We start from the raw sequence: 23,217 nt of genomic DNA on the forward strand, positions 1-23,217 counted from the left end.
GATGAGCCCGGACGGCGCCCCTTTGCCGAGCGGCATGGTTACCGGACCGGTCCTGATCCTGCTTGGCCCGCCGGGGGCGGGCAAGGGCACGCAGGCGCGGCTGCTGCACGAGCGCTATGGACTTGTGCAGCTTTCGACCGGCGAGCTGCTGCGCGCCGCGGTCGCGGCCGGCACCGAGGCCGGACAGAAAGCGAAGGTGGCGATGGAGGCGGGCGCCCTTGTTTCGGACGAGATCGTGCTGGCGATCCTGGCCGACCGGCTGGTCGGGCCCGATCTGGGCCAGGGCATTATCCTCGACGGGTTTCCGCGCACCGCCGCGCAGGCGCGCGCGCTCGACGCGCTTCTCGAGACGCGCGGCCGGCGGATCGCCGCGGCGATTTCGCTGGAGGTGGACGATTCCGCGATGGTCGAGCGCATTTCCGGGCGGTCTGCCTGCGCGGCATGCGGAGAAGGCTACCACGACAGTTTCAAGCCGCCCCGCAAGCCCGGCGTTTGCGACAGCTGTGGCGGAACGGCCTTCATGCGGCGCGCAGATGACCGCGCGGCGCTTGTCACATCACGCCTCACCGCGTATCACTCTGAAACCGAACCGCTTATCGGCTACTACAGAGAGCGGGAGGTGCTGCATGCGGTCGACGCGATGGCCGAGATCGCCGCGATTGCAGGGGCTTTGGGACAGATTGCGCAGGACGCGATCGCCCGAGGCGGGAAGGAATGGCCCGCCGCCAAGGCGGGTCTGACAGGGGAACCAAACTGAGACGCCGCCGCGGCGGCATTAGGGACGGAGAAACATGGCGGAAAGTTCGAAACGCACGGCCGGCTCGGCCGACAGGAATGCCTACTGGTCAGCCAACGTTCGGTTGATCCTCATCTCACTCGCGATCTGGGCGATCGCCTCGTACGGCTTCGGCATCCTGCTTCGGCCGATGCTTTCGGGCATCGCCGTCGGCGGCACCGATCTCGGCTTCTGGTTCGCGCAGCAGGGGTCGATCCTCGTCTTCCTGGTGCTGATCTTCTTCTATGCCTGGCGCATGAACAAGATCGACCGCGAATTCGGCGTCGAAGAAGAATAACCCAGCGGAGGACATGATGGATCAGTATACCCTGAACCTTCTCGTCGTGGGCGCGTCCTTCGCGCTTTACGTCGGGATCGCGATCTGGGCGCGCGCCGCGTCCACCTCGGAATTCTATGCCGCTGGACGCGGGGTCAACCCGGTCATCAACGGCATGGCAACGGCGGCCGACTGGATGTCGGCGGCCTCGTTCATCTCGATGGCGGGCCTGATCGCCGCCGTCGGCTACAACAACTCGTCCTTCCTGATGGGCTGGACCGGCGGCTACGTGCTTCTGGCGCTGCTGCTTGCCCCCTATCTGCGCAAGTTCGGCAAGTACACCGTTCCCGAGTTCATCGGCGACCGCTTCTACAGCCAGGGCGCGCGCATCGTCGCCGTGATCTGCCTGATCGTGATCTCGGTCACCTACGTGATCGGGCAGATGACCGGCGCAGGCGTCGCCTTCTCGCGCTTCCTCGAAGTCGAGATCTCGACGGGCCTCTACATCGCCTCGGCGGTCGTGTTCGTCTACGCCGTTCTCGGCGGGATGAAGGGCATCACCTATACCCAGGTGGCGCAGTACTGCGTGCTGATCGTGGCCTACACGATCCCGGCGATCTTCATCTCGATGCAGCTGACCGGCAACCCGATCCCGGGCCTTGGTCTGTTCTCCGACCACACGGCTTCGGGCCAGCCGCTGCTGACCAAGCTTGACCAGGTCGTCACCGATCTTGGCTTCGCGCAGTACACCGCCGCGACGTCGCCCTGGTCGATGGCGCTCTTCACGCTGTCGCTGATGATCGGGACCGCGGGTCTGCCGCACGTGATCATCCGCTTCTTCACCGTGCCGAAGGTTTCGGACGCGCGGTGGTCGGCGGGCTGGGCGCTGGTCTTCATCGCGCTGCTCTACCTGACCGCTCCGGCGGTGGGGGCGATGGCGCGCCTGAACATCATCGACACCATCTATCCCAACGGCCCCGAGAACGAGGCGGTGCTTTACGAAGAGCGTCCGGACTGGATGCGGAACTGGGAAGTCACCGGCCTGATCACCTTCGAAGACAAGAACGGTGACGGTCGGATCCAGTTCTACAACGACAAGAACGAAGGGTTCGCGGCAGCCGCAACCGAGCGTGGCTGGGCCGGAAACGAGTTCACCTACAACAACGACATCCTCGTTCTGGCCAACCCCGAGATCGCCAACCTTCCGGGATGGGTCATCGCGCTCATCGCGGCGGGTGGTCTGGCCGCGGCACTTTCGACGGCGGCAGGCCTGCTTCTGGCCATCTCGTCGGCGATCAGTCACGACCTCATCAAGTCGACGATCAATCCCAACATCTCCGAACGGTCGGAACTGCTTGCCGCCCGTATCTCGATGGCGGGGGCGATCGTGCTGGCGACCTATCTTGGCCTGAACCCGCCGGGCTTCGCCGCCCAGGTGGTGGCACTGGCCTTCGGTCTGGCGGCGGCGACGATCTTCCCGGCGCTGATGATGGGGATCTTCTCGAAGCGGGTGAACTCCGCCGGGGCGATCGTGGGGATGCTGGTCGGCCTTATCGTGACGGCCGTCTATCTCTTCACCTACCTTGGCTGGTTCTTCATCCCGGACACCAACATGCTGCCGAACACGGCCGACAACTGGCTTTTCGGCATCTCGCCGCTGGCCTTCGGCCCGATCGGCGCGGTCCTGAACTTCGCTTCGGCCTACATCGTGTCCGGCATGACGCAGGAGCCGCCGGAGGAGATTCAGGAACTGGTCGAATCGATCCGCGTGCCGCGTGGCGCGAGCGGCGCGACCGGCCACTGAGCCCGATGTGCGGGCCGGGGCAACCCGGCCCGACACCGCACCAACCGGCCGCGCGCGCACGACTGCCCGCGCGGCCTTTGCTTTCCAGGACACCCGCATGACGCCCTCGTCCGACGCCACGCTGAGCTTTCTTTCCTCGGTGCATCCCTACGACAGCCTGCCCCAGGCCGAACTTGCCACGCTTGCCGGGCAGATTGCCCAGCGCAGGGTCGCCGCGGGCGAGACGATCTATGAAGCCGGCCAGCCGCTTGAGGGCCTTTACATCGTCCAGTCCGGGCAGGTGGACGTCTTCGATACGACCGGGCACCAGATTTCCGCCCTTGGCCCGCGCAACTCATTCGGAGAGCGCGGCCTCATGCGCGACGGGCGCGCCGCCACCACCGCGCGGGCAGCGACCGAGGCGCTGCTTCTGGTTCTGGCGCCCGAGACGTTCCGCGCGCTGACCGAAGACCACACCGCCGTTCGCCGCTTCTTCGAACGCGGGGCCGCGGCGGCGCCCGCCCGGCGCTCGGACCTCTCCACTCAGAAGGTCGAGGCATTGATGGCCCGCGGCCCGATCTCGGTCGCGCCCGACGCGACCCTGCGCGAGGCCGCCGGCCTGATGCGCGACCACAATGTCTCCTGCCTGTGCGTGGTCGAGGGCGAGCGGCTGACCGGCATCCTCACCACCGGCGACGTGACCGAGCGCGCCGTGGCCGAGGGTCTGTCGGGCGACACGCCCGTGTCCGGCATCATGACGCCGGGCCCCTTCGCCCTGTCGCCGGCGGCGCTTGGATCGGATGTGCTGCATGCCATGCTCGAACGGCGGATCGGCCATCTGCCGATCACCGAGGGCGGGCGGCTTGTCGGCATCGTGACACAGACCGACCTGACACGGTTCCAGGCGGTGTCGTCGGCCCGGCTGATCGGCGAGATCGCCCGCGCGCCGGACGCAGCGGCCATCGCGCAGATCACCGCCAACATCCCGTCCCTTCTGGCGCAGCTCGTCGCCGCCGGAAACCGGCACGAGGTGGTCACGCGCCTTGTCACCGACATCGCCGATGCCGCGACACGGCGCCTTCTGCGGTTGGCTGAGGACCGGCTTGGGTCGCCGCCGGTCCCCTATCTCTGGCTGGCCTGCGGAAGCCAGGGCCGGCAGGAGCAGACGGGCGTGTCGGACCAGGACAACTGCCTGTTCCTTTCTGACGACGCCCGGCCCGAGCATGACGCCTATTTCGCCGAACTTGCGGCCTTCGTCTCGGACGGGCTGAACACCGCCGGCTACATCTATTGCCCAGGCGAGATGATGGCGACGACCCCGCGCTGGCGCCAGCCCGTACGGGTCTGGCGCGATTATTTCCGGGGCTGGATCGCCAAGCCGGATCCAATGGCTCAGATGCTGGCCTCGGTGATGTACGACCTGCGGCCGATCGGTGGCAACGAGGGCCTCTATGCCGGCTTGCAGAGGGAGACGCTCGAAGCCTCGGCGGCGAACTCGATCTTCATCGGCCACATGGCCTCGAACGCACTGAAGCACACCCCGCCGCTGGGGCTTCTGGGCGGCTTCGCCACGATCCGGTCGGGCGAGCACAAGTCCGAACTGGACCTGAAGATGAACGGCGTCGTGCCGATCGCCGATCTTGGCCGCATCTACGCGCTGCGTGGCAAGCTGACCGAGATCAACACCCGCGCCCGGATCGTCGCCGCCACGCAGGCCGGCGTGGTCAGTCCCTCGGGCGGGTCCGACCTTCTGGCGGCCTATGACCTGATCGCCGACCTGCGCCTGACCCACCAGGCCGACGAGGTGCGCAACGGTCACAAGCCCGACAACTTCATGGCGCCCTCAAGCCTCTCGGCGCTGGAACGCAGCCACCTGCGCGACGCCTTCGTCGTCGTGCGCACCATGCAATCGGCCCTGAGCCATTCCCACGCCGTCATGAGCTGACGCGGACCGCAGGCAAAGGAGACCGCAGCCTTGATCTTCGAATTCATCGCAACCGTCGTATCGGGGTTCGCCGCCGGCGGCATCGCGATGGCGCTTCGTCGACTGAGTGGGGGACGGCTTCCGAAATGGCTGACCCCTGCCGCGGCGGGGACGGCGATGATCGCCTTCGCGATCTGGTCGGAATACAGCTGGTTCGCCCGGACGAGCAATGCGCTGCCCGACAGCTTTGTCGTGGTGTCGCAGAACAGTTCGAGCGCCCCGTGGCGCCCCTGGACCTATCTGCGGCCGATGACCGACCGCTTCGCCGCGATCGACACCGCAAGCATCCGCAAGAACGCGTCCGTTCCCGACCTGCGTCTTGCCGACACCTATTTCTGGGGCCGTTGGGCGCCGGTGAACATGGTGACGGTGGCCTTCGACTGCGCCGGACACCGACGCGCGCCAATGGTCGAGGGGATTACCCTGGCCGATGACGGCGCGATCCTTGGCGCGACCTGGCTGGCCGTGCCCCCCGACGACCCGACCCTTGCTGCTGCCTGCGCGGAAGGATGACCCGATGGGCGAAAAGCTGAGCCTGAGACTGCGCATCTTCCTGTTCTTCGCGCTGATCGGACTTGGCGGCGCGGCGGTGCTGGGCGCGGGCCTGTGGGTCGGCTTCCGCCGGTTCGACGCGGCCAATCCCGCCACCGCCTTCTGGGTCTCCGGCATCGTCGGCGGGCTTGGCATTCTTGGGCTGGCGGCCTGGGTCTGGCTTCTGTTCGACGAGAACGTGGCCAAGCCCATCCTGAAACTGGCGGGCGGGCTGCGCACCCATGCCCATGCAGCGGGCGCGGCGGCGATCGACGAAGACGCGGCACGCTATCTTGGCGATCTTGGCCCCGCTGCGCAGGCGGCGGCGCGGCGGCTGGCGCGCGCCACGGGCGAGATGTCGAGCCTTCTGACCGAAACGACCGAGGGGATCGCCCAGGAAAAGGCGCAGCTTCAGGCGCTTCTCGCAACGGTGCCGGCGGCGATCCTGATGTGCAGCGCCGACCATCGCGTGGTGTTCTACAACGGCGAGGCCGCCGCGCTGCTTGACGGTGCGCCACCCCGGCTGGGTCGCCCGATCTTCGACGCGCTGAGGCGCGAACCGGTCGAGGCAGCCCACGACAGGATCGAGGACGGTGGCGATACCGAGTTCGTCTGCGGTGCCACCGGCAGCGACCGCACGATCCATCTGCGGATGCGCCGCGCGGCCGAAGGAACCGGCTATACCCTTGTGCTGCGCCCGCTTGGCCGGATCTCTACCTCGCGCGAAAGCTGGCCGGTCACCGATTTCCGGGCTTCGGCGCTGGCGCGCACGCTGGATCGGCTGCTTGGCGCCCGAGGCCTTTCGGTGGAAGCCGCGGCGGGAACCGCGCGGCTGTCGGGCGACCCGCTTCAGCTTGCCGCGCTGCTGGGCCACCTCGTGGCGCGTCTGTCGACGACCGGGGCGCGGTCCTTCTCGTTACTTATCGCCGAGGCGGGCGATCCCGTCGACGTCACCCTTGGCTGGGCCGGCGCCCCACCGACAGCGCGCGAGCTTGACGGCTGGCTCGAGGACGACCTCGATCCCGGCGTGTCCTATGTCTCTGGGCGGTCGGTCCTTGACCTGCACGGCACTGCCATCACGTTGGCCGAGCCAAAGGCCGGCCGGTCGGCGCTGCGGCTGACCGTACCGCGGGCCAAGGGCGACCCGGGCGCACCGTCGCTACGCGCGGTCTTCGATTTCGCCCTTGCCCATCCCCTGCCCGACAGCACCGACCGCCTGCGCGACCGGGTCTTCGTCGTCTTCGACACTGAAACGACGGGCCTCGACCCGCAGCGCGACGAAATCGTGCAGCTTGCCGCGCTGCGCATGGTGAACGCGCGCATCGTCGCCGACGAGGCGTTCGAAACGCTCGTCGATCCCGAACGCGGCATCCCGGCCGCGTCGACCAAGGTGCATGGCATCTCGGACGCGATGGTCTGCGACGCGCCGCGCATCGACACCGCCGGGCGCCTTTTCCACCGCTTCGCCGAGGACGCCGTCCTGGTGGCGCACAACGCGCCCTTCGACATGGCCTTCTTCACCCGCCATGAAGGCCGCATCGGCCGGCGTTTCGACAACCCCGTGCTCGACACCGTTCTGCTGTCGGCCATCGTCTACGGGCAATCCGAGGATCACAGCCTCGACGCGTTGATCGCGCGCCTCGGCATCACCATCGACCCAGCCCTGCGCCATACCGCGATGGGCGACGCGCAGGTCACGGCACAGGCGCTGGAGCGGCTGATTCCGCTTCTCGAAGAGATGGGACTGGTCACGCTGGCAGACGTGATCGCCGCGGCGCGGCGCCACGGCCGGCTACTCAGGGACCTGAACTGACCCCGCCCGTCACCGAAGGCGTGGAAGCTCGGCGAAGAAATCCTTGTTCTGGCAATAGCCCGGCGCCGCCTCTGCGCGGTCCGGATGATCGGCTTCCCAGGCTGCGCAGGATCCCGGGTAGGGGCACTGGCAGCACCGGTCGAGGATTGATCCCAGGGCGTCGTCCGTCACCCGGCCGTCGACCACGCGGTCGCCCAGATCGACGCCAAGACGCCGCACCATCCCGCGGGCCAGCCGCGCATGTGCGGCGCGATCACCCTTGGGGAAAGTCTCGTCGGTCATCGCAAGCCTCCTGCTACCCTATGGGGCGCAGGCTGTCACCGGCAGCGGGCAACCACCCTGATCTGGATCAAGCGGGGGTCAAAGACCGGCGGCGGTCTGGCGCACCACCTCGATCCGCTGGGCGTTCGGCGGGTGCGAGCCGAGGAACCGGTCGCCCGGATCGGGGATGCGCGCAAAGAATTCGGCCCCCCGCAACGGATCGAAACCCGAGCGGGCCGTGATGACGGTGCCAAGCTGGTCGGCCTGCAGTTCGTAATCCTTAGAAAACGCGCGCGAGCCCACGGTCGCGCCAAGGTCCTGTGCCAGCGCGACGCCGTCTCCGTTGAAGCCCCCCGCCTGAGCCAGCGCCCCGGCCACGACCGCGCCCAGAACCGCGGTCTGCTGGGTCTGCGGGATATGGCCGAGGATGTGGTGTGCCGCCTCGTGACCAAGGACGAAGGCAAGCTCGTCGCCGTTGCGCGCCGCCTGCACCAGCGCGACGTTGAACACGATGATCGGGTTGCCGGCCCGGTCAAGCGTCTGGAAGGCGTTGGCCTGCTTGCGCGGGTCCTCGTCGATCAGGATCGTTAGGTTGCATTTCGCGCCATTGGTGCGGCGAAAGCATTCCTGTTCGGCCACCGGCTCGACCCGCGCGGCGACGGCCGCAAGCCGCGCGGCGGCGGGGCTTCGGCTGCTTGCGACGGGCACCGGCGTCGGGCGCGGCGCGGCTGCCTGGGATGTGGTCTGGCTGGGCGAGGTCGGCGTCGGGCCGGTCGACACCGGGGCGGGCGGGGCCACCGTCACCGTGCAGGCCGCAGTTGCGGCAACAAGAAGGATCGAGGCGGTGGCCTTGCGAAACAGCATTCTGGGCGTGTCCCTTGCAGATGACAGGCGTTAGCTAGGCGGCCCGACGCGCCGCCGCCAGAGGTCGCCCCCTCGACAGCGCGCAGATCCGCCTACATTGATCGCCATGGCCGAGATCGACGTGATATTCAATAACACCTGCCCGATCTGCGCGCGCGAGGTCGGACACTACCGGCGCGCGGCCGAAGACGCGGGCGCGCCGATCGGATTTCACGGTCTGGACGATGCGGCCGTTGCCGCCTGCGGCCTTGACCGCGATGCGGCGGCGCGCCGGTTTCATGTCTGGCGCGACGGAGAACTCCTGTCCGGCGTCGATGCCTTCGTCGCGCTTTGGCGCGAATTGCCGCGCTGGCGATGGTTGGCGCGCGTCGTGTCGCTGCCCCTGGTGCGCCCCCTTGCTGGGGTGGCCTATGACCGCGTCGCAGCCCCGCTGCTTTACGCGATGCACCGCCGGCGCGAAGCCCGGCGATAATCGGTTGCGCCGGCGCAAAGGGAACGCCACTCTTCGCCCATGTTCACGATCGAGCACGAATTCGACGCAACCGTCGTCACCCTGGTGGACGAAGCCGCCCCGCACCGGCAGGAGGACGTGACCGTCACCGCCTTCGAGGACTGCGTCACGGTCGAGCAATACGACCCGCGCACCGACAGCGTGCAGAAGATCACCCTGTCGCTTGCGCAGGTCGGTGATCTTACCGCGGCGCTGAACCTGCCCGAGGGCGTCTATCGGCGCAAACCCTCGGGCGGTTAGGGGGAATTCCGTCGCGGTCCTTGACCCCCGGGCGGCGACGTCCGACATGACGCCATGATCCCATCAGCCGAGGCCCCATGCCCGATCCGAACCAAGCCGCGCTCGACTTCCTTCTGACCCGCCGGTCACGCCCGGCCAAGATGCTGACCCGCCCAGTGCCGGACCGGGCCGCCCTTCGCACGCTTCTGACCGCCGCCGCGCGCACGCCGGATCACGGCAAGCTCGAGCCCTGGCGCTTCATCGTGCTCGAGCGCGCGGCGCTTGAGCGCCTCGCCGCCGCCGTGCCGGCGGCCGGGCTGCGCCTTGGGATCGAGCCCGAACGCGCCGCCAAGATGCAGGCGCAGTTTGCCGAGGCCGACCTTGCCGTGGCCGTCGTGTTTTCGCCGAAGGAAAGCGACAAGATCCCCAAGGTCGAACAGCTTCTGTCGGCGGGCGCGGTCTGCCTTGGACTTCTGAATGCGGCCCTTGCGGCGGGCTGGGGCGCGAACTGGCTGACCGGTTGGGCCGCGCATGACCCCGAGTTCGTCCGCCATCACCTTGGCCTTGCCGAACGCGAAAGCATCGCCGGCCTGATCCACATAGGCACCGCGCAATCCGCGCCGCCTGACAGGCCGCGCCCCGACGTCGACGCGATCACGACCTGGGTCGTGGACTGATGGTCGGCGATTTCCTGAAGGCGCTTGGCCAGATCGGCGACCCGCGTTTTGCCCGGGTGCTTGGCATCGGGCTTGCGCTGACCGTCGGTCTACTCTTCCTCGTGACCGCGCTTCTCGTGACCGTTGTCGGCTGGTTCGCGCCCGAGGTGGTGACGCTCCCCTGGGTCGGCTGGCAGATCACCTGGATCGATAACGCGCTGAGCTGGGCGATCGTCCCGCTCATGCTTGTCCTGTCGGTCTTTCTGATGGTGCCCGTCGCCTCGGCCTTCACGTCGATCTTCCTGGACGAGGTGGCGGATGCGGTCGAAGGCCGGCACTATCCACACCTGGCCCAGGCGCCGCGCAGCAGCTTCGCGGACAGCCTGATCGACGGCCTGCGCTTTCTTGGGGTGATCGTCGCGGCGAACCTTGCCGCGCTGCTGCTTTATCTGGCTGTCCCACCCGCGGCGCCGGTGATCTTCCTGCTGCTGAACGGCTATCTGCTGGGCCGGGAATACTTCACGCTGGTCGCGATGCGCCGGCTGGGACGCGACGGTGCGCGGGCCGCGCGGTCACGTCATGCGGGGCGGATCTGGATCGCGGGAACGCTGATGGCCGTGCCGCTGACCATCCCCCTTCTCAACCTGCTGGTGCCGGTTCTGGGCGCGGCGACCTTCACGCACTTCTTCCACCGGGTCGAGAAACTCTGACGGTGGTCCGGCGCGGTCTAGCCGTCGCGCAGCGATGGCGCGCCGTAGGGGCGCAGGAAATCCAGGTCGTCCAGGCCAACGGCGCCCGACAGGATCACCGCGGACAGCACGGCCCAGATGACGACGGCGATCCCTGTCGTCACCACGATCTTGCGTCGCATCTGCAGGTTCGCCGGCGCGCCGGCCTGGGTGCCAGGGACGATCTGGCCCTGGTCTCCCTGTGTCTCAAGCCGGATCGGCAGGACGATGAAGAGAACCATGAACCAGACGACGGCGAACAGGACGATGGCGGAAACGATGCTCATCAGACCTGCTCGAGTTCGATGAGCGTGCCGTTGAAGTCCTTGGGATGCAGGAACAGGACGGGCTTGCCGTGGGCGCCGATCTTGGGTTCGCCCGACCCGAGCACGCGCGCGCCTTCGGCTTTCAGCTTGTCGCGCGCGGCAAGGATGTCGTCGACCTCGTAGCACAGGTGGTGGATGCCGCCCGAGGGGTTCTTCGCGAGAAAGCCCGCGATGGGCGAGGCATCGCCAAGCGGGTAAAGCAGCTCGATCTTGGTGTTCGGCAGGTCGATGAACACGACGGTGACGCCGTGATCGGGTTCGTTCTGGGGATCGCCCACCCGGGCGCCCAGCGTATCGCGGTATTGCGCGGCGGCGGCCGCCAGGTCCGGCACCGCGATCGCCACGTGATTGAGCCGTCCGATCATCGCCTTCTCGCCTTCCGATCTCTCTTGTCGGGTTATGGGCAGCCAGGCGGCCGCGCGCAAGGGCGCGGCGCTGCCCTGGGGCGCGGCATTGCGCCCGCCATGTGGTGCCGCGGGAGCGACTGCGATAAGCTTTGCCGATGACCACGCCCCCGCCCGACCGCCTGCCCGATCCGACGCTGCGCATCCGCATCGTCTTTGGCGACGCGGCCATGCTGGGCCCGGGAAAGGCCGAACTTCTGTCGCTGATCCGGGAAACCGGGTCCATCGCCGCGGCGGGCCGCGCCATGTCGATGAGCTACAAGCGCGCCTGGTCGCTGATCGAAGAGATGAACGCGGCCTATCGCGCGCCCTTGGTCGAAAGCACGCGCGGCGGCGCGAAGGGCGGCGGCGCGCGCCTGACCGAAGCCGGCGACGCGGTCCTGGGCCACTACCGCCAGCTCGAAGCGATCCTCGCCGATGCCGGCGCAGACCACATCACCGCACTTAGGTCGATGCTTCGCGATATGTCCGCCGAAAGATAACGCTTGCCTTCACGATGGCTTGCCGGCGATATGTCCAGCGGAACATATCCCGTTCAGCGAGCATCGACCATGACCCGCAGACTTGCCGCAGCCCTTGCCCTTGTCACCACCCTTGCGGCCCCCGTCCCGGCCCAGGCCGACGAGGTCGTCGTCTTCGCGGCCGCGTCCATGAAGACGGCCCTCGATGCCTTTGCCCGGTCCTGGTCGGCCGAAACCGGACACGCGGTCACGATCTCCTACGCCGGCTCGAACCAGCTTGCGCAGCAGATCCTCCAGGGCGCGCCGGCCGATGTCTTCATCTCGGCGGCCGTCACCTGGATGGACGAGGTCGAGAAGGCGGGCCTCGTCGTCCCCGGCACGCGCAAGGATTTGCTTGGGAACACCCTTGTCCTGATCGGCCACGGCAAGGAGGCCGCTGAAATCGACATCGGCCCCGGCTTCGACCTTGCCGGCATCCTCGGAGACGGCAAGCTGGCCATGGCGCTTGTCGACGCGGTGCCGGCCGGCCAGTACGGCAAGGCGGCACTGAGGTCGCTTGGGGTCTGGGACGCGGTCGCGCCTTCGGTCGCGCAGTCCGACAACGTGCGTGCCGCCCTTGCGCTGGTCGCGACCGGCGAGGCACCCTTCGGCATCGTCTATGCCACGGATGCGGCGGCGGAAGACAACGTGACCGTCGTGGGGACCTTTCCGGCGGACAGCCATCCGACGATCGTCTATCCCTCGGCGCTTCTGACGGAAGCCGCCGACCCGGCCGACCGCGAATTCTACGCCGCGCTGACCACCTCGGAGGCGGCCAGCGCCGCCTTCGAGGCGCAGGGCTTCGCGGTGCTCGATTGACGACATGGCGGACTGGCTGACCCCCGAGGAATGGCAGGCAGTGGCGCTGAGCCTGCGCGTGTCACTCTGGGCCACGGCGGTGAGCCTGCCCCTCGGTCTTCTGGTGGCTTATGCGCTGGCCCGCTGGACCTTCCCGGGGCGGCAACTGCTGAACGGGCTGGTCCACCTGCCGCTGATCCTGCCGCCGGTCGTCACGGGCTATCTTCTCCTGCTGACCTTCGGGCGACGGGGCGTCCTTGGCGAACCATTGGACGAATGGTTCGGCATCGTCTTCGCCTTCCGCTGGACGGGGGCGGCGCTTGCGGCGGGCATCATGGCCTTCCCGCTGATGGTGCGGGCGATCCGCCTGTCGATCGAGGCGGTGGACCCAAAGCTTGAACAGGCGGCCGGCACCCTGGGCGCCTCGCGCCCCTGGGTCTTCCTCACCGTCACCCTGCCGCTGATCCTGCCCGGCATCATCGCGGGCGCCATCCTCGCCTTCGCGAAGGCGATGGGCGAGTTCGGCGCAACCATCACCTTTGTCTCGAACATCCCGGGCCAGACCCAGACCCTGCCCAGCGCGATCTATTCGTTCCTTCAGGTGCCGGGCGGCGAAGGCACGGCGATGAAGCTTGTGCTGATCTCGATCGCGGTCGCCATGACGGCGCTGTTCCTTTCCGAAGTCGTGGCACGGAAGGTCGCCGCGCGGGTCGGCGGGCGATGACGCTGTCGGTCACTGTCCGTCAGGCCTTCGGGGCCTTCACCCTTGACGCCGCGTTCGAGGCCCCGCGCGGCATCACCGTGCTGTTCGGACGCTCGGGGTCGGGCAAGACGACGGTCGTGAACGCCGTCGCGGGGCTTCTGAAGCCCCAGTCCGGCCGGATCGCGGTCGACGGTCACGTCCTGCTGGACACCGCCCAGAGGATCTTCCTGCCTCCGCACCGCCGGCGCATCGGTTATGTCTTTCAAGAGGGCCGCCTCTTCCCGCACCTGACCGTCCGCCAGAACCTTGGCTATGGGCGCTGGTTCGCCCCCAAGGAGGCACGGCGCGAGGACTTTGCCCACGTCGTCGAGATGCTGGGGATAGGGCCCCTTCTCGACCGCCGCCCGGGCGGCCTGTCGGGGGGCGAGAAACAGCGCGTGGCCATCGGGCGCGCGCTACTGTCCGCGCCCGAGATCATCCTTGCCGACGAACCGCTCGCCGCCCTCGACGAGGCGCGCAAGGCCGAGATCCTTCCCTATTTCGAGCGGCTCCGCGACGAAGTGGCGGTGCCCATCCTCTACGTCAGTCACTCTGCCGCCGAGGTGGCGCGCCTTGCCACCACCGTCGTCGCGATCGAGAACGGTCGGGTCACACGGGCCGGCCCCGCGGCCGACGTGCTGGGCGACCCGGCCGTGACCCCCCTTGGCCCGCGCGAGGCCGGCGCGATCCTCGAGACGCGTGTTCTGTCCCACCACGACGACGGATTGACCGAGCTTGCGGCCGGCGACGATCGGCTGTTCCTGCCGCGCCTGCCCAGTGCTGTCGGAACGCCGGTCCGGGTTCGGATCGCCGCACAGGACGTCATGCTGTCGGTGCCCCGCCCCGCGGGGATGTCCGCGCTGAACATCCTGCCGGCGACCGTGGCCGACGTCCGCTCGGGCGACGGGCCGGGAGCGATCGTGTCGCTCGACACCTCGGCGGGGCGGATCCTCGCGCGGATCACCCGACGCTCGGCGGCGGCGCTGGGTCTTGCGCCCGGCACCGCCTGCCATGCGGTCATCAAGTCCGTTGCCGTAGCCCCCGAAAACGTGGGCGGGTCGTCGCGCTAAAGCGGCCACCAGGCCACGCCGGCGGGCGGCAGTGTCTGCCCCTCCCACGTCACCGGCTCGGGCGCGTAGTTGAAGACAAACCGGTGGGTCCCCGTGTCGCGCAGGCGCAGGCCGTCGGGCAGATCGACCGTGGCGATCCCCGCCTCGCGGCAGGCGTCGGCGACGATGGGCGCCCAGCCGTCGGCATCCGGCCATCCGGCGACGTAGCGCAGCCGCGCGTCGCCCGCCACGGCCGGCCGCCCGTCGGCGGTCATGGCAAGCGGCGTGCCGGACCCTTCCAGATGCTCGAACCAGTGGCGGAAGGCCCCGCCGTCCGCAAGCGGCACCGTGGCCGCCGGCGGCAGGCTTTCAACAAGGTCGACGGTCCAGTCGAGCCCCTCGATCGCCGGTGGCAGCGGCACGGGAATCGCCATATGGGGCGTCTTGGCGTTCGTCCGGGGACCAAGAAGCAGCACCGCGCCGCTCTTGCGCAGGGCCTGCAAAAGCGCGGGTGGCACATGGCCAAGACCCGGCGCAAGGATCAACCTGTACTGCGACAGGTCGGCCGCCTCGGGCGGCAGGATGTCGATCGACAGGCCCTTGCGGCGCAGCGCCCTGTAGGTCTCGAACATCAGGCGGAAATAGCTGAAGTCGCGCCCTTGCGGCTGAACCTCCCACATCCACGACGAGGCATAGTCGAAGATCATCGCGACCTGCGCCTGCGCGGTGCCGACCTCGGGCAGGTCCCCGATCTCGCGCGCCACCTGTGCGGCCTGCGCCAGCGCCGGCGCGGGCGCGCTGTCGGGGCGCAGAAGGCCCGCGTGCATCTGTTCCTGCGCGAACGGCGCCTGGCGCCAGCGGAAATAGCACACCGCCTCGGCGCCGTGGGCGAAGGCCTCCCAGGCCCAGAGCCGCGCCATGCCCGGCAAGGGGGCCGCGTTCCAGGGCGCCCAGTTCACCGGGCCGGGCTGCTGTTCCATGATCCACCAGCGGCCCCGCCCGACGGCGCGGTAAAGGTCGTGGTGAAAGGCCTGGTTGTCGGGATCGCCCTGCCGCAGGAAGCGGGCGCGATGCGCCTCGTCGGCGTCGAGACGGTCGGACAGGAAGCCAAGCGGATAGCTGTCCCAACTGGCGATATCAAGGTCGGCGCCCACCGCGAAATGGTCGAACGACACCTCACGCCCCATGTAGTTGTGGATCAGGGGCGCGTCCGAACGCGCGCGCAGGATCTCGGCCTGGTTGCGGTTGAACCGCACCACCTGGTCCGACGAGAAGCGCCGGAATGCCAGAGAATGCGCCGGGTTCGGCTCGGTCACGGTCAGGTTCGGCAGGTCGATCTGATCGAAGCTGTCGACCTCCATCGACCAGAAGACATTGCCCCAGGCGCGGTTCAGCGCGTCAGGGCTTTGGTAGCGCTGCGCCAGCCAGTCGCGAAACGCGCGGCGGGCGGCGTCGGAATAGCTGAGCGTCGTGTCGTGGCAGCCGTATTCGTTGTCGATCTGCCAGGCGCCGATGCGCGGATCGCGCCCGTAGCGGTCGCCGAGGACCGTCACGATCCGGCGGCATTCGGCCAGATAGCCGTCGTGGCTGAAGCAATAATGCCGGCGCGAGCCGAAGCCGCGCGGGCGTCCCTGCGCGTCGAGCGCCAGCATGTCGGGATACTTCTCGACCACCCAGCGCGGCGGTGTGGCGGTGGGAGTGCCAAGCACGATCTTCAGACCCGCATCGGCCAGGATCCCGATCGCGCGGTCGAGCCAGTCGAAATCGAACCGCCCCGGCGCGGGCTCGAGGCGCGACCAGGCGAATTCGCCGATCCGCACCCAGGTCAGCCCGGCCTCGGCCATGCGCCGGGCGTCCTCGGCCCAGATCTCTTCCGGCCAGTGTTCGGGATAGTAGCAGACGCCAAGCGTGCGTTTCAAAGGATCACCCTGTGTTCGGCCTGTCCCGTTCCGGCATCGGCCACGGCGAAGGTCATGCCCTGCTCGGGAACGGCCAGTTGCGCGTCGCTCAGAAGCTCGAGCGCCGAGGTGCAGTAAAGCGTGGTCAGACCCGGCCCGCCGAAGGCCGGGCACGAGGTATGGTCGGCCGGGAACGCCACGGCGTGCTGGAAGTGACCGGCGGCGTCGTAGCAGGCCACCCGACGCGCGCCCCACTGGGCGTTCCAGAAATTGCCCTGTGCGTCGCAGACCGCGCCGTCCGGGTTCAGACCCTCGGGGCGCAGGTCAAGCCAGGGTTCCGGATCGCCCGCGGGCCAGCCATCGCGGGGATCAAGCCGCTGGCGCATCACCACGCCGGTCGTCGTGTCGGTGAAATGCGCGTGCCCGCCGTCGGGCGCGAAGCAGATCGCGTTGGGGATGGTGAGGCCGGCATGAAGCCGGCGCACCTCGCCCCGGTAGAAGCGCCAGATCGCGCCGACGCCCTCTTCCTTCAGCTTGCCCATCGTGCCGATCCAGAACCCACCCCAGGGGTCGGCCCGGCCGTCGTTCGACCGGGTCGTCGGATCGTCGTCCTCGAGCGGCGCGACGGTCTCGGCCGCACCGCTTTCAAGATCGAAGAGAAAAAGCTTCGTCTCGCTTGCGATCAGCAGGCGGTCGCGATCCACCCAGCCCGTGGCCGACACATGTTCGGGGAACTGCCAGACCTGCGTCTCGCCCCCCGTCCGCGTCAACAGGCGATGGCCGAGGATGTCGAACCAGAACAGCTGCCCGCGCTCGGGGTGCCAAAGCGGGCCTTCGCCCAGCGCGCAGCGGGTCGGGTCGAAGACCTGCGCGCTCATGCCGTCTCGTCCCAGGCGGCGACCATGACGCGGGCTTTCGTGGCGACGTCCCCGGCAGTGTCGCCAGGCGCATAAAGCGAGGTGCCAAGTCCGAACCCGTCGGCCCCCGCCCCGCGCCAGGCGGCGAAATCGGCGGCGCCGACACCGCCCACCGCGAAGACCTGCGTGCCCACCGGCAGCACCGCGCGCAGCGCACGAAGGCCGCCGGTGCCCATCTGCGAGGCCGGAAAGATCTTCAGCCCATGCGCCCCGGCCTTGAGCGCGGCGAAGCATTCGGTCGCCGTGAAGACGCCGGGGAAGCTTTCCAGCCCCATCTCGCGGGTCGCGCGGACCACCTCGAGGTCGGCGTTGGGCGACACGATCAGCCGGCCGCCGGCATCGCGGACCCGGGCGACCTCGCCCGTGGTCAGCACGGTTCCCGCACCGATCAGGGCGACATCGCCGAAGGCCCGCGCCATGGCGGCGATGCTGTCGTAGGGATCGGGTGAATTCAGCGGGACCTCGATCCGGTCGATTCCGGCCTCGATCAGGGCGGCGGCGACCGGGGTCGCCTCGTCGGGGCGAAGCCCGCGAAGGATCGCGATCAGGGGGCGGCTCATCGGGTCGTCTCCATCGTCGCGAGGCGGGCCGCAGCCAGGCCCGCCCGGGTCATCGCGGCCCCGTCCGCGGCCCGCGTCGGCACGCCCTGCGCCCCCAGCGCCGCAGCATAGATCGCCGACAGCCTTGGCGCGCCGACCAGCGCCACGTCCTGTCCCAACCAGTAGGGCCGCGCACCTGCCAGTTCCAGGCCGATCAGCGCGCCCGACAGCCGCGCCCGCGCCACCGAGGGATCGAGCCCCTTCAGAAGCGCCTCGGCCCGGATCGAGAACAGGCGTGCGGCGATCGCCTCGGGGCGCGACATCGCATCCGAGACAGCCTGCACGAAGGCCTCGGCATCCCAGCCCTCGCCCACGGTGTGCCGAAGGACCGAGGCCGTCGAGAGAAGTTCGAACAGCTCGCCCGTCATGAAGCTGCGGAAGCTCACGATTTCACCGGCCGAGACCTGGACCCATTTCGAATGGGTGCCCGGCAGGCAGATCACGCCGTCGAACCCCGGGGTCGTGGCCAGAAATCCGGCGATCTGCGTCTCTTCGCCCCGCATCACGTCGGCGGGGTCAAGCTGGCGCACCCCGGGCACGACGCGCACGTCAATCCGGGGATCGGTGACCGGTGCCGCGACCAGCGCGCCGGGAAGCGGGCGACACGGCACCGTGGCATAGGGCGCCTCGACCCAGCCCTGACGAGAGCCGACCATGCCGCAGGCCACGACAGGCATGCGTGCGGACCCCAGCCAGGGCCCGATCAGGCGCAGCAGCGCGGGTTCGAATCCGGTGCGCGACAGCCGTCCCATGCCGTCGTCCGACGCAGCTTCGGCGCGCATGGTCCCGTCCGGCGACATGGCCCAGGCGCGCAGGTGCGATGTGCCCCAGTCGACTGCGATCCAGTCGGCGTATTCGGTCTCGCCGCTCACCCCGTCACCACCACGCCGCCGTCGATCACCAAGGCCTGACCCGTCATCGCCTTCGAGGCGTTCGAGGCAAGGAACAGGCAGCCGCCCACGATATCCTCGGGTTCAAGCGCATCCTTCAGGCATTGGCGATCCAGATGCCCGGCCAGCCCTTCCTCGGTGACCCAGAGATCCTTCTGCTTCTGGGTCAGCACCCAGCCGGGCGCCAGTGCGTTGACGCGAATGCGGTCGGGCCCGTACTCGCGCGCAAGGCTGCGGGTCAGGCCGTTGATGCCCGAATTCGCCGTCGTATAGACCGGGTAGCCCGCGTTCCCCATCATGTAGCTGATCGAGGTGAAGTTCACGATCGACCCACCGCCCACGGCCTGCATCCCCGGGATCACCGCCTGCGCGGCGAAGAAGTAGGCCTTGAGGTTGATGGCGATGGACCAGTCCCAGAAGGCCTCGTCGACCTCCAGCGGATCGTGGCGCTTGTCGTTGGCCGCGTTGTTGACCAGCACGCGGATCGTTCCCTGCGCTTCGGCGGCGGTGGCTATGCAGGCCTTCAGACGGGCGATGTCGGTGATGTCGCAGCTTTGGTAATGCGGCCGGACGCCGTGCTTCTGCTCCATGGCGTCACAGAAGGCCGTGGCGTCCGAGCGCTGGACGAAGGCCACCCTCGCACCCTGGCCCATGAACCCGTCGGTCAGCGCCGCGCCGATGCCGGATCCGCCCCCGGTGATGAAGACGGAAACACCCTGAAGGTCTGGAAAGATCGGAAGTGTCATCGGGCTAGTGGCTTTCTCTCCAGGGAATGCGCGTGTCCTTTCCGACCAGGAAGTCGAGGTCGGCCCCCGTGTTGGCCTGGGTCACGTGGTCGACGTAAAGCTTGCCGTAGCCGCGCGTGAACGCCGGCGGATCGGGCTGCCAGGCCGCGCGGCGCGCGGCGAGCTCGGCCTCGTCCACCAGAAGCGTCAGCTCGCCCTTCGAGGCCGAAACCCGGATGCGGTCGCCGGTCTTCACCAGCGCGAGCGGGCCGCCGGCCTGCGACTCGGGGGCGACGTGAAGGATCACGGTGCCGAAGGCCGTGCCGGACATGCGCGCGTCCGACACCCGCACCATGTCGCGCACGCCCTCGCGCACCAGCTTCGCGGGGATCGGCATGTTGCCCACTTCGGCCATGCCGGGATAGCCCTTGGGCCCGCACCCCTTCAGGACAAGGATCGTGTCGGCCGTCACCGGCAGGTCGTCGCGGTCGATATTGGCCTTCAAGTCCTCGATGGTCTCGAAGACGAAGGCCTCGGCCTCGTGCTCGAGCAGCGCGTCGGTCGCGGCCGAGGGCTTCACGATGGCCCCGTCGGGAGCAAGGTTGCCGGTCAGAACCCGAAGGCCCGCGGCCGGCTTCAGCGGCGCGTCGAAGGGATAGATCACGTCGCGGTCGAAGACCTCGGCCCCGTCCGCATAGGCCGAGATGTCGCCGCCCATGACCGTGGTGGCCTTGCGCAAGTGGCCCGAAAGCTCCTTCAGCACGGCGGGAATGCCGCCGGCATAGCAGAAGTCCTCCATCAGGTACTTGCCCGAGGGCATGCAGTTCACCAGCAGCGGGATCCTGGACCCGATCTCGAAGTCCTGAAGCGTCAGGTCGACGCCGACCCGGCCCGCCAGCGCAAGGATATGGACGACCGCGTTGGTCGATCCGCCCACGGCCGCATTGGCGAGGATCGCGTTTTCCAGCGCGCCGCGCGTCACGACCTTCGACAGGCGCAGGTCCTCTTCGACCATCTCGACGATCCGCCGCCCGGTCATGTGCGCCAGCGCCTTGCGGCGGGCGTCGACGGCGGGAAGCGTGCCGTTGGTGGGCAGGCACATGCCCATCGCCTCGACAAGGCTCGACATCGTCGAGGCCGTGCCCATCGTCATGCAGACCCCGGCCGAGCGCGACATGCCGCTTTCGGCCGCCATGAAGTCCTTCAGCGTCATCTCGCCCGCGCGAACCGCTTCCGAGAACTTCCAGACGTCGGTGCCCGAGCCGATGTCGCGACCCCGGTACTTGCCATTCAGCATCGGCCCGGACGAGACGACGATGGTCGGCAGATCGACCGAGGCCGCGCCCATGAGCTGCCCCGGCGTGGTCTTGTCGCAACCGCCCAGAAGCACGACGCCGTCGATCCCGTAGGCGCGGATCGCCTCTTCGACATCCATCGCCAGAAGGTTGCGGAACAGCATGGCGGTCGGCTTCATCTGGGTCTCGCCGGTGGACGAGACGGGGAATTCCACCGGGAAGCCCCCCATTTCCCAGACCCCGCGCTTGACCGCCTCGGCGAGGTCGCGCAGCCCATGGTTGCAGGGGTTGAGTTCCGACCAGGTGTTGCAGATCCCGATGATCGGGCGGCCGTCGAAGACGTGATCGGGAAAACCCTGGTTCTTCATCCACGAGCGGTGGATGAAGCCGTCCTTGTCGAGCTTGCCGTACCAGTTCGAGGATCTGCGTTTCGTCATCGGGGAATGTCCGCCTCCGGCGGGAGTATTTGGAAAGAGAAGAACATCACGCCGCGCGGCGCGGGCGCGCCCAGTCCGGCAGCCAGTCGACGTGGGCGGCGAGCAGGTCGTCGACAAGGCCGCGGATCTGCCGCAGGTCGAGCTCGGCGGCGGTGTGGGGATCCATCATGGCGGCGTGGTAGACATGTTCGATGTTCTCGTCGAGCAGCGCGCGCACGGTGAGTTCCTGCACGTTGATCTGGCTGCGCATCAGCGCGACGAGCTGCGGCGGGATGTCAGCGACGACCGAGGGCTGCACGCCGTTCTTGTCGACAAGGCAAGGCACCTCGACCGCGGCGCCTGCGGGCAGCTGCGGGATCTGCCCGGTGTTGGGCAGGTTTCCATAGGCCACATACGGCGTATCGGTCACGATCGCGTTCATCATGTCGGCGGCGAACTCGTGGGACTTGCGCACCTCGAGCGTCGCGGCGGACTTGAGCGCCTCGGCCTGGGCTTTCCAGCCGGCGATCTGTTCCTCGCAGCGCTTGGGGTATTCGTCGAGCGGGATGCCGAAGGACCGGATCAGGTCGTCGCGCCCCTCCTTGATGAACCAGGGGACGTATTCGGCCAGATGCTCGGAACTTTCGGTGCAGAAATAGCCCAGATGCTCCATGACCTCGTAGCGGACCCGGTTGGGGCAGCGCGTCATGTGCAGCGGCGGCTTCGGCAAGCGGCCGGCGCGGTAGCCCTCGTGCAGGCGGGGATAGAGGCTTTTGCCGGTCTGGTCCTCGAGCCGCAGGAAGAAGGCCACGTGGTTCACGCCGGCCACCTTGAACCGGATATCGGCGGGCGCGAGGTCAAGGTCGTGGGCCAGTTCCTCGACCGTGTTCTGCACCGAATGGCATAGCCCCACCTGCCGCACATGCGGAAAGCGCTCGGCCAGCGCCCAAGTGTTGATCGCCATGGGGTTGACGTATTGAAGCATCAGCGCGCCGGGGCAGACGGCCGCCATGTCCTCGGCCACCTTCCACAGGTGCGGCACGGTGCGCAGGCCGCGCATGATGCCGCCGACGCCCAGCGTGTCGGCAATGGTCTGGCGCAGACCATAGGCCTTGGGGATCTCGAAGTCGGTGACCGTGCAGGGGCGATAGCCGCCGATCTGGAAGGCGGTCACGACGAAGTCGGCGCCCTCAAGCGCGCGGCGCCGGTCGGTGTAGGTCTCGACCCGGGCGCCCGTGCCCATCGCGGCGATCATCTTCCTGGCCACAAGCTCGGATTCGGCCAGTCGCCCTTCGTCGATGTCCATCAGCGCCACGGTCGCGTCGCGCAGGGAGTCGAAATGCAGCATGTCGCCCACGATATTGCGCATGAAGATCGTCGATCCCGCGCCGACGAAGGTGAGCTTGACGGTCATTTCACGGCTCCAAGCGTGAGGCCGGCGATGAAGTGCTTCTGCATCAGGAAGAACATCGCGACAGGGGGAAGCGCGGCCAGGATCGAGCCTGCCGACACGAGGTGCCACTGCGCGATCCACTGGCCGTTCAGCGACGACAGGCCCGCCGTGATCGGCTGGGTCTGCGGTGTCGACGTCAGCACCGTCGCCCAGAAGAAATCGTTCCAGATGAAGGTGAAGACCAGCACCGACAGCGCCGCGATCGCCGGCCGCATGAGCGGCAGCACGATGAACCAGAAGATCCGCCATTCCGCGACGCCTTCGACGCGGGCGGCCTCGATCAGTTCATAGGGCAGCGCGCGGATGAAGTTGCGCATGAAAAGGGTGCAGAACCCGGTCTGGAAGGCGACATGAAAGAGGATCAGCGCCGAATAGGTGTTGTAGATCCCGAGGCTCACCGAAAGCTCGCGCACGGGCACCATCAGGATCTGGAAAGGCACGAAATTGCCCGCCACGAACATGAAGAACACCAGCAGGTTCGACCGGAACCGATAGATCCCCAGCGCGAAGCCCGTCATGCACGACAGCGCGACCGCGCCGATCACCGTGGGGATCGTCACGATGAACGAGTTCAACATGTAGCGCCCGATCGGCGAGTTGCGGAAGACGTCGGCGTAGTTGTGAAAGGCGATCGCCGACGGCATCCCGAAATAGTTGCCCTGGGCCAGGTCCGCACCGGGGCGGACCGATGTGATCGCCACCCCGATCAGAGGCAGAAGCCACAGGATCAGGACGATGGGCAGCGCCACCTGGTAGGCAATGCGGGAGGAGGCCGAGACCTGCTGGATCGGACGGGGAAACAT

At 68.2% G+C, this 23,217-nt stretch carries 26 protein-coding genes; 14 read left to right on the forward strand and 12 right to left on the reverse strand.

What is annotated here, in order from left to right; translation table 11 throughout:
* The first annotated feature begins 34 nt into the window (after positions 1-34).
* From ACRDNQ_RS06565 to ACRDNQ_RS06590, 6 genes are all read left to right on the forward strand, one after another.
* A complete protein-coding gene (locus ACRDNQ_RS06565) occupies positions 35-757 on the forward strand; it encodes an adenylate kinase (RefSeq protein WP_431829079.1) in 723 nt (240 codons plus the stop codon).
* 34 nt (positions 758-791) lie between these two features.
* Complete coding sequence (locus ACRDNQ_RS06570) at positions 792-1,073, forward strand: DUF4212 domain-containing protein (protein WP_431827856.1); 282 nt, start codon at positions 792-794, stop codon at positions 1,071-1,073.
* A 16-nt stretch (positions 1,074-1,089) separates the two neighbouring features.
* Positions 1,090-2,856: a sodium:solute symporter family protein gene (locus ACRDNQ_RS06575; protein ID WP_431827857.1), complete on the forward strand. Its 1,767-nt coding sequence runs from the start codon at positions 1,090-1,092 to the stop codon at positions 2,854-2,856.
* A 97-nt stretch (positions 2,857-2,953) separates the two neighbouring features.
* Positions 2,954-4,780 carry a DUF294 nucleotidyltransferase-like domain-containing protein gene (locus ACRDNQ_RS06580; protein WP_431827858.1) on the forward strand — a complete coding sequence of 609 codons (1,827 nt, stop codon included), beginning with the start codon at positions 2,954-2,956 and terminating at the stop codon, positions 4,778-4,780.
* A 30-nt stretch (positions 4,781-4,810) separates the two neighbouring features.
* Complete coding sequence (locus ACRDNQ_RS06585; protein WP_431827859.1) at positions 4,811-5,332, forward strand: hypothetical protein; 522 nt, start codon at positions 4,811-4,813, stop codon at positions 5,330-5,332.
* Positions 5,333-5,336: 4 nt separating this feature from the next.
* The gene (locus ACRDNQ_RS06590; RefSeq protein WP_431827860.1) at positions 5,337-7,163 is read left to right on the forward strand and encodes a 3'-5' exonuclease; all 1,827 of its coding nucleotides are present in this window, start codon (positions 5,337-5,339) and stop codon (positions 7,161-7,163) included.
* A gap of 9 nt (positions 7,164-7,172) precedes the next feature.
* Here the strand turns inward: ACRDNQ_RS06590 and ACRDNQ_RS06595 are convergent, their stop codons facing one another.
* A complete protein-coding gene (locus tag ACRDNQ_RS06595; protein WP_431827861.1) occupies positions 7,173-7,445 on the reverse strand; it encodes a DUF6455 family protein in 273 nt (90 codons plus the stop codon).
* 78 nt (positions 7,446-7,523) lie between these two features.
* Positions 7,524-8,288, reverse strand: a complete 765-nt coding sequence (locus ACRDNQ_RS06600) for a M48 family metallopeptidase (RefSeq protein ID WP_431827862.1) — start codon at positions 8,286-8,288, stop codon at positions 7,524-7,526.
* A 106-nt stretch (positions 8,289-8,394) separates the two neighbouring features.
* Here ACRDNQ_RS06600 and ACRDNQ_RS06605 point away from each other — a divergent pair, with 106 nt between their 5' ends.
* The 4 genes from ACRDNQ_RS06605 to ACRDNQ_RS06620 all read left to right on the forward strand — a co-directional run bounded on the left by ACRDNQ_RS06605 (position 8,395) and on the right by ACRDNQ_RS06620 (position 10,384).
* Positions 8,395-8,760 carry a thiol-disulfide oxidoreductase DCC family protein gene (locus tag ACRDNQ_RS06605; protein ID WP_431827863.1) on the forward strand — a complete coding sequence of 122 codons (366 nt, stop codon included), beginning with the start codon at positions 8,395-8,397 and terminating at the stop codon, positions 8,758-8,760.
* Between the two features lie 39 nt (positions 8,761-8,799).
* Positions 8,800-9,039, forward strand: a complete 240-nt coding sequence (locus tag ACRDNQ_RS06610; protein WP_431827864.1) for a hypothetical protein — start codon at positions 8,800-8,802, stop codon at positions 9,037-9,039.
* Between the two features lie 77 nt (positions 9,040-9,116).
* On the forward strand, positions 9,117-9,695 hold the full coding sequence (locus ACRDNQ_RS06615; protein WP_431827865.1) for a nitroreductase family protein: 579 nt from the start codon (positions 9,117-9,119) through the stop codon (positions 9,693-9,695).
* Entirely contained in the window at positions 9,695-10,384 is a 690-nt protein-coding gene (locus tag ACRDNQ_RS06620) for an EI24 domain-containing protein (protein ID WP_431827866.1), read from the forward strand. Before ACRDNQ_RS06615 ends, ACRDNQ_RS06620 begins: the two co-directional genes overlap by 1 nt.
* 17 nt (positions 10,385-10,401) lie before the next feature.
* Here the strand turns inward: ACRDNQ_RS06620 and ACRDNQ_RS06625 are convergent, their stop codons facing one another.
* Together ACRDNQ_RS06625 and mce are read right to left on the reverse strand one after the other, a co-directional pair.
* Complete coding sequence (locus ACRDNQ_RS06625) at positions 10,402-10,689, reverse strand: DUF1467 family protein (protein ID WP_431827867.1); 288 nt, start codon at positions 10,687-10,689, stop codon at positions 10,402-10,404.
* On the reverse strand, positions 10,689-11,093 hold the full coding sequence (gene mce / locus ACRDNQ_RS06630; protein ID WP_431827868.1) for a methylmalonyl-CoA epimerase: 405 nt from the start codon (positions 11,091-11,093) through the stop codon (positions 10,689-10,691). The genes ACRDNQ_RS06625 and mce overlap by 1 nt, the downstream gene beginning before the upstream one ends.
* A 137-nt stretch (positions 11,094-11,230) precedes the next feature.
* Here mce and ACRDNQ_RS06635 point away from each other — a divergent pair, with 137 nt between their 5' ends.
* The 4 genes from ACRDNQ_RS06635 to modC all read left to right on the forward strand — a co-directional run bounded on the left by ACRDNQ_RS06635 (position 11,231) and on the right by modC (position 14,242).
* Positions 11,231-11,614, forward strand: coding sequence for a winged helix-turn-helix domain-containing protein (locus ACRDNQ_RS06635; RefSeq protein WP_431827869.1), 384 nt, complete (start codon positions 11,231-11,233; stop codon positions 11,612-11,614).
* A 69-nt stretch (positions 11,615-11,683) separates the two neighbouring features.
* On the forward strand, positions 11,684-12,451 hold the full coding sequence (gene modA, locus ACRDNQ_RS06640) for a molybdate ABC transporter substrate-binding protein (RefSeq protein ID WP_431827870.1): 768 nt from the start codon (positions 11,684-11,686) through the stop codon (positions 12,449-12,451).
* Positions 12,452-12,455: 4 nt separating this feature from the next.
* Positions 12,456-13,154: a molybdate ABC transporter permease subunit gene (modB, locus tag ACRDNQ_RS06645; RefSeq protein ID WP_431827871.1), complete on the forward strand. Its 699-nt coding sequence runs from the start codon at positions 12,456-12,458 to the stop codon at positions 13,152-13,154.
* A complete protein-coding gene (gene modC / locus ACRDNQ_RS06650) occupies positions 13,151-14,242 on the forward strand; it encodes a molybdenum ABC transporter ATP-binding protein (RefSeq protein ID WP_431827872.1) in 1,092 nt (363 codons plus the stop codon). Before modB ends, modC begins: the two co-directional genes overlap by 4 nt.
* On the opposite strand, the gene ACRDNQ_RS06655 is transcribed toward modC, so the two are convergent.
* The 8 genes from ACRDNQ_RS06655 to ACRDNQ_RS06690 all read right to left on the reverse strand — a co-directional run bounded on the left by ACRDNQ_RS06655 (position 14,239) and on the right by ACRDNQ_RS06690 (position 23,217).
* Positions 14,239-16,140 carry a beta-galactosidase gene (locus ACRDNQ_RS06655; protein ID WP_431827873.1) on the reverse strand — a complete coding sequence of 634 codons (1,902 nt, stop codon included), beginning with the start codon at positions 16,138-16,140 and terminating at the stop codon, positions 14,239-14,241. The two genes, modC and ACRDNQ_RS06655, sit on opposite strands and share 4 nt — an antisense overlap.
* On the reverse strand, positions 16,137-16,997 hold the full coding sequence (locus tag ACRDNQ_RS06660) for an SMP-30/gluconolactonase/LRE family protein (RefSeq protein WP_431827874.1): 861 nt from the start codon (positions 16,995-16,997) through the stop codon (positions 16,137-16,139). The genes ACRDNQ_RS06655 and ACRDNQ_RS06660 overlap by 4 nt, the downstream gene beginning before the upstream one ends.
* Complete coding sequence (locus ACRDNQ_RS06665; RefSeq protein WP_431827875.1) at positions 16,994-17,596, reverse strand: 2-dehydro-3-deoxy-6-phosphogalactonate aldolase; 603 nt, start codon at positions 17,594-17,596, stop codon at positions 16,994-16,996. Before ACRDNQ_RS06665 ends, ACRDNQ_RS06660 begins: the two co-directional genes overlap by 4 nt.
* Positions 17,593-18,435: a 2-dehydro-3-deoxygalactonokinase gene (locus tag ACRDNQ_RS06670; RefSeq protein WP_431829080.1), complete on the reverse strand. Its 843-nt coding sequence runs from the start codon at positions 18,433-18,435 to the stop codon at positions 17,593-17,595. Before ACRDNQ_RS06670 ends, ACRDNQ_RS06665 begins: the two co-directional genes overlap by 4 nt.
* A 68-nt stretch (positions 18,436-18,503) precedes the next feature.
* Positions 18,504-19,271, reverse strand: a complete 768-nt coding sequence (locus ACRDNQ_RS06675) for an SDR family NAD(P)-dependent oxidoreductase (protein WP_431827876.1) — start codon at positions 19,269-19,271, stop codon at positions 18,504-18,506.
* A gap of 4 nt (positions 19,272-19,275) precedes the next feature.
* Entirely contained in the window at positions 19,276-20,982 is a 1,707-nt protein-coding gene (locus ACRDNQ_RS06680; protein WP_431827877.1) for an IlvD/Edd family dehydratase, read from the reverse strand.
* Positions 20,983-21,028: 46 nt separating this feature from the next.
* Positions 21,029-22,375 carry an alpha-glucosidase/alpha-galactosidase gene (melA, locus tag ACRDNQ_RS06685; protein WP_431827878.1) on the reverse strand — a complete coding sequence of 449 codons (1,347 nt, stop codon included), beginning with the start codon at positions 22,373-22,375 and terminating at the stop codon, positions 21,029-21,031.
* Entirely contained in the window at positions 22,372-23,217 is an 846-nt protein-coding gene (locus tag ACRDNQ_RS06690; protein WP_431827879.1) for a carbohydrate ABC transporter permease, read from the reverse strand. Before ACRDNQ_RS06690 ends, melA begins: the two co-directional genes overlap by 4 nt.

This window comes from Saliniferula longa (assembly GCF_050789285.1).
In the GTDB taxonomy this organism is placed as follows: domain Bacteria; phylum Pseudomonadota; class Alphaproteobacteria; order Rhodobacterales; family Rhodobacteraceae; genus CAVPWP01.

What these genes read in the sequence shown, in the direction of transcription:
- ACRDNQ_RS06665 (WP_431827875.1), bottom strand. Translation starts at nt 17,596, where the DNA reads ATGAGCCGCCCCCTGATCGCGATCCTTCGCGGGCTTCGCCCCGACGAG.
- mce (WP_431827868.1), bottom strand. Translation starts at nt 11,093, where the DNA reads ATGATCGGACGGCTCAATCACGTGGCGATCGCGGTGCCGGACCTGGCG.
- modB (WP_431827871.1), top strand. Translation starts at nt 12,456, where the DNA reads ATGGCGGACTGGCTGACCCCCGAGGAATGGCAGGCAGTGGCGCTGAGC.
- ACRDNQ_RS06600 (WP_431827862.1), bottom strand. Translation starts at nt 8,288, where the DNA reads ATGCTGTTTCGCAAGGCCACCGCCTCGATCCTTCTTGTTGCCGCAACT.
- ACRDNQ_RS06635 (WP_431827869.1), top strand. Translation starts at nt 11,231, where the DNA reads ATGACCACGCCCCCGCCCGACCGCCTGCCCGATCCGACGCTGCGCATC.
- ACRDNQ_RS06610 (WP_431827864.1), top strand. Translation starts at nt 8,800, where the DNA reads ATGTTCACGATCGAGCACGAATTCGACGCAACCGTCGTCACCCTGGTG.
- ACRDNQ_RS06570 (WP_431827856.1), top strand. Translation starts at nt 792, where the DNA reads ATGGCGGAAAGTTCGAAACGCACGGCCGGCTCGGCCGACAGGAATGCC.
- ACRDNQ_RS06575 (WP_431827857.1), top strand. Translation starts at nt 1,090, where the DNA reads ATGGATCAGTATACCCTGAACCTTCTCGTCGTGGGCGCGTCCTTCGCG.
- melA (WP_431827878.1), bottom strand. Translation starts at nt 22,375, where the DNA reads ATGACCGTCAAGCTCACCTTCGTCGGCGCGGGATCGACGATCTTCATG.
- ACRDNQ_RS06660 (WP_431827874.1), bottom strand. Translation starts at nt 16,997, where the DNA reads ATGAGCGCGCAGGTCTTCGACCCGACCCGCTGCGCGCTGGGCGAAGGC.
- modA (WP_431827870.1), top strand. Translation starts at nt 11,684, where the DNA reads ATGACCCGCAGACTTGCCGCAGCCCTTGCCCTTGTCACCACCCTTGCG.
- ACRDNQ_RS06625 (WP_431827867.1), bottom strand. Translation starts at nt 10,689, where the DNA reads ATGAGCATCGTTTCCGCCATCGTCCTGTTCGCCGTCGTCTGGTTCATG.
- ACRDNQ_RS06670 (WP_431829080.1), bottom strand. Translation starts at nt 18,435, where the DNA reads ATGTCGCCGGACGGGACCATGCGCGCCGAAGCTGCGTCGGACGACGGC.
- ACRDNQ_RS06690 (WP_431827879.1), bottom strand. Translation starts at nt 23,217, where the DNA reads ATGTTTCCCCGTCCGATCCAGCAGGTCTCGGCCTCCTCCCGCATTGCC.
- ACRDNQ_RS06590 (WP_431827860.1), top strand. Translation starts at nt 5,337, where the DNA reads ATGGGCGAAAAGCTGAGCCTGAGACTGCGCATCTTCCTGTTCTTCGCG.
- ACRDNQ_RS06615 (WP_431827865.1), top strand. Translation starts at nt 9,117, where the DNA reads ATGCCCGATCCGAACCAAGCCGCGCTCGACTTCCTTCTGACCCGCCGG.
- ACRDNQ_RS06675 (WP_431827876.1), bottom strand. Translation starts at nt 19,271, where the DNA reads ATGACACTTCCGATCTTTCCAGACCTTCAGGGTGTTTCCGTCTTCATC.
- ACRDNQ_RS06605 (WP_431827863.1), top strand. Translation starts at nt 8,395, where the DNA reads ATGGCCGAGATCGACGTGATATTCAATAACACCTGCCCGATCTGCGCG.
- ACRDNQ_RS06620 (WP_431827866.1), top strand. Translation starts at nt 9,695, where the DNA reads ATGGTCGGCGATTTCCTGAAGGCGCTTGGCCAGATCGGCGACCCGCGT.
- ACRDNQ_RS06595 (WP_431827861.1), bottom strand. Translation starts at nt 7,445, where the DNA reads ATGACCGACGAGACTTTCCCCAAGGGTGATCGCGCCGCACATGCGCGG.
- modC (WP_431827872.1), top strand. Translation starts at nt 13,151, where the DNA reads ATGACGCTGTCGGTCACTGTCCGTCAGGCCTTCGGGGCCTTCACCCTT.
- ACRDNQ_RS06565 (WP_431829079.1), top strand. Translation starts at nt 35, where the DNA reads ATGGTTACCGGACCGGTCCTGATCCTGCTTGGCCCGCCGGGGGCGGGC.
- ACRDNQ_RS06580 (WP_431827858.1), top strand. Translation starts at nt 2,954, where the DNA reads ATGACGCCCTCGTCCGACGCCACGCTGAGCTTTCTTTCCTCGGTGCAT.
- ACRDNQ_RS06680 (WP_431827877.1), bottom strand. Translation starts at nt 20,982, where the DNA reads ATGACGAAACGCAGATCCTCGAACTGGTACGGCAAGCTCGACAAGGAC.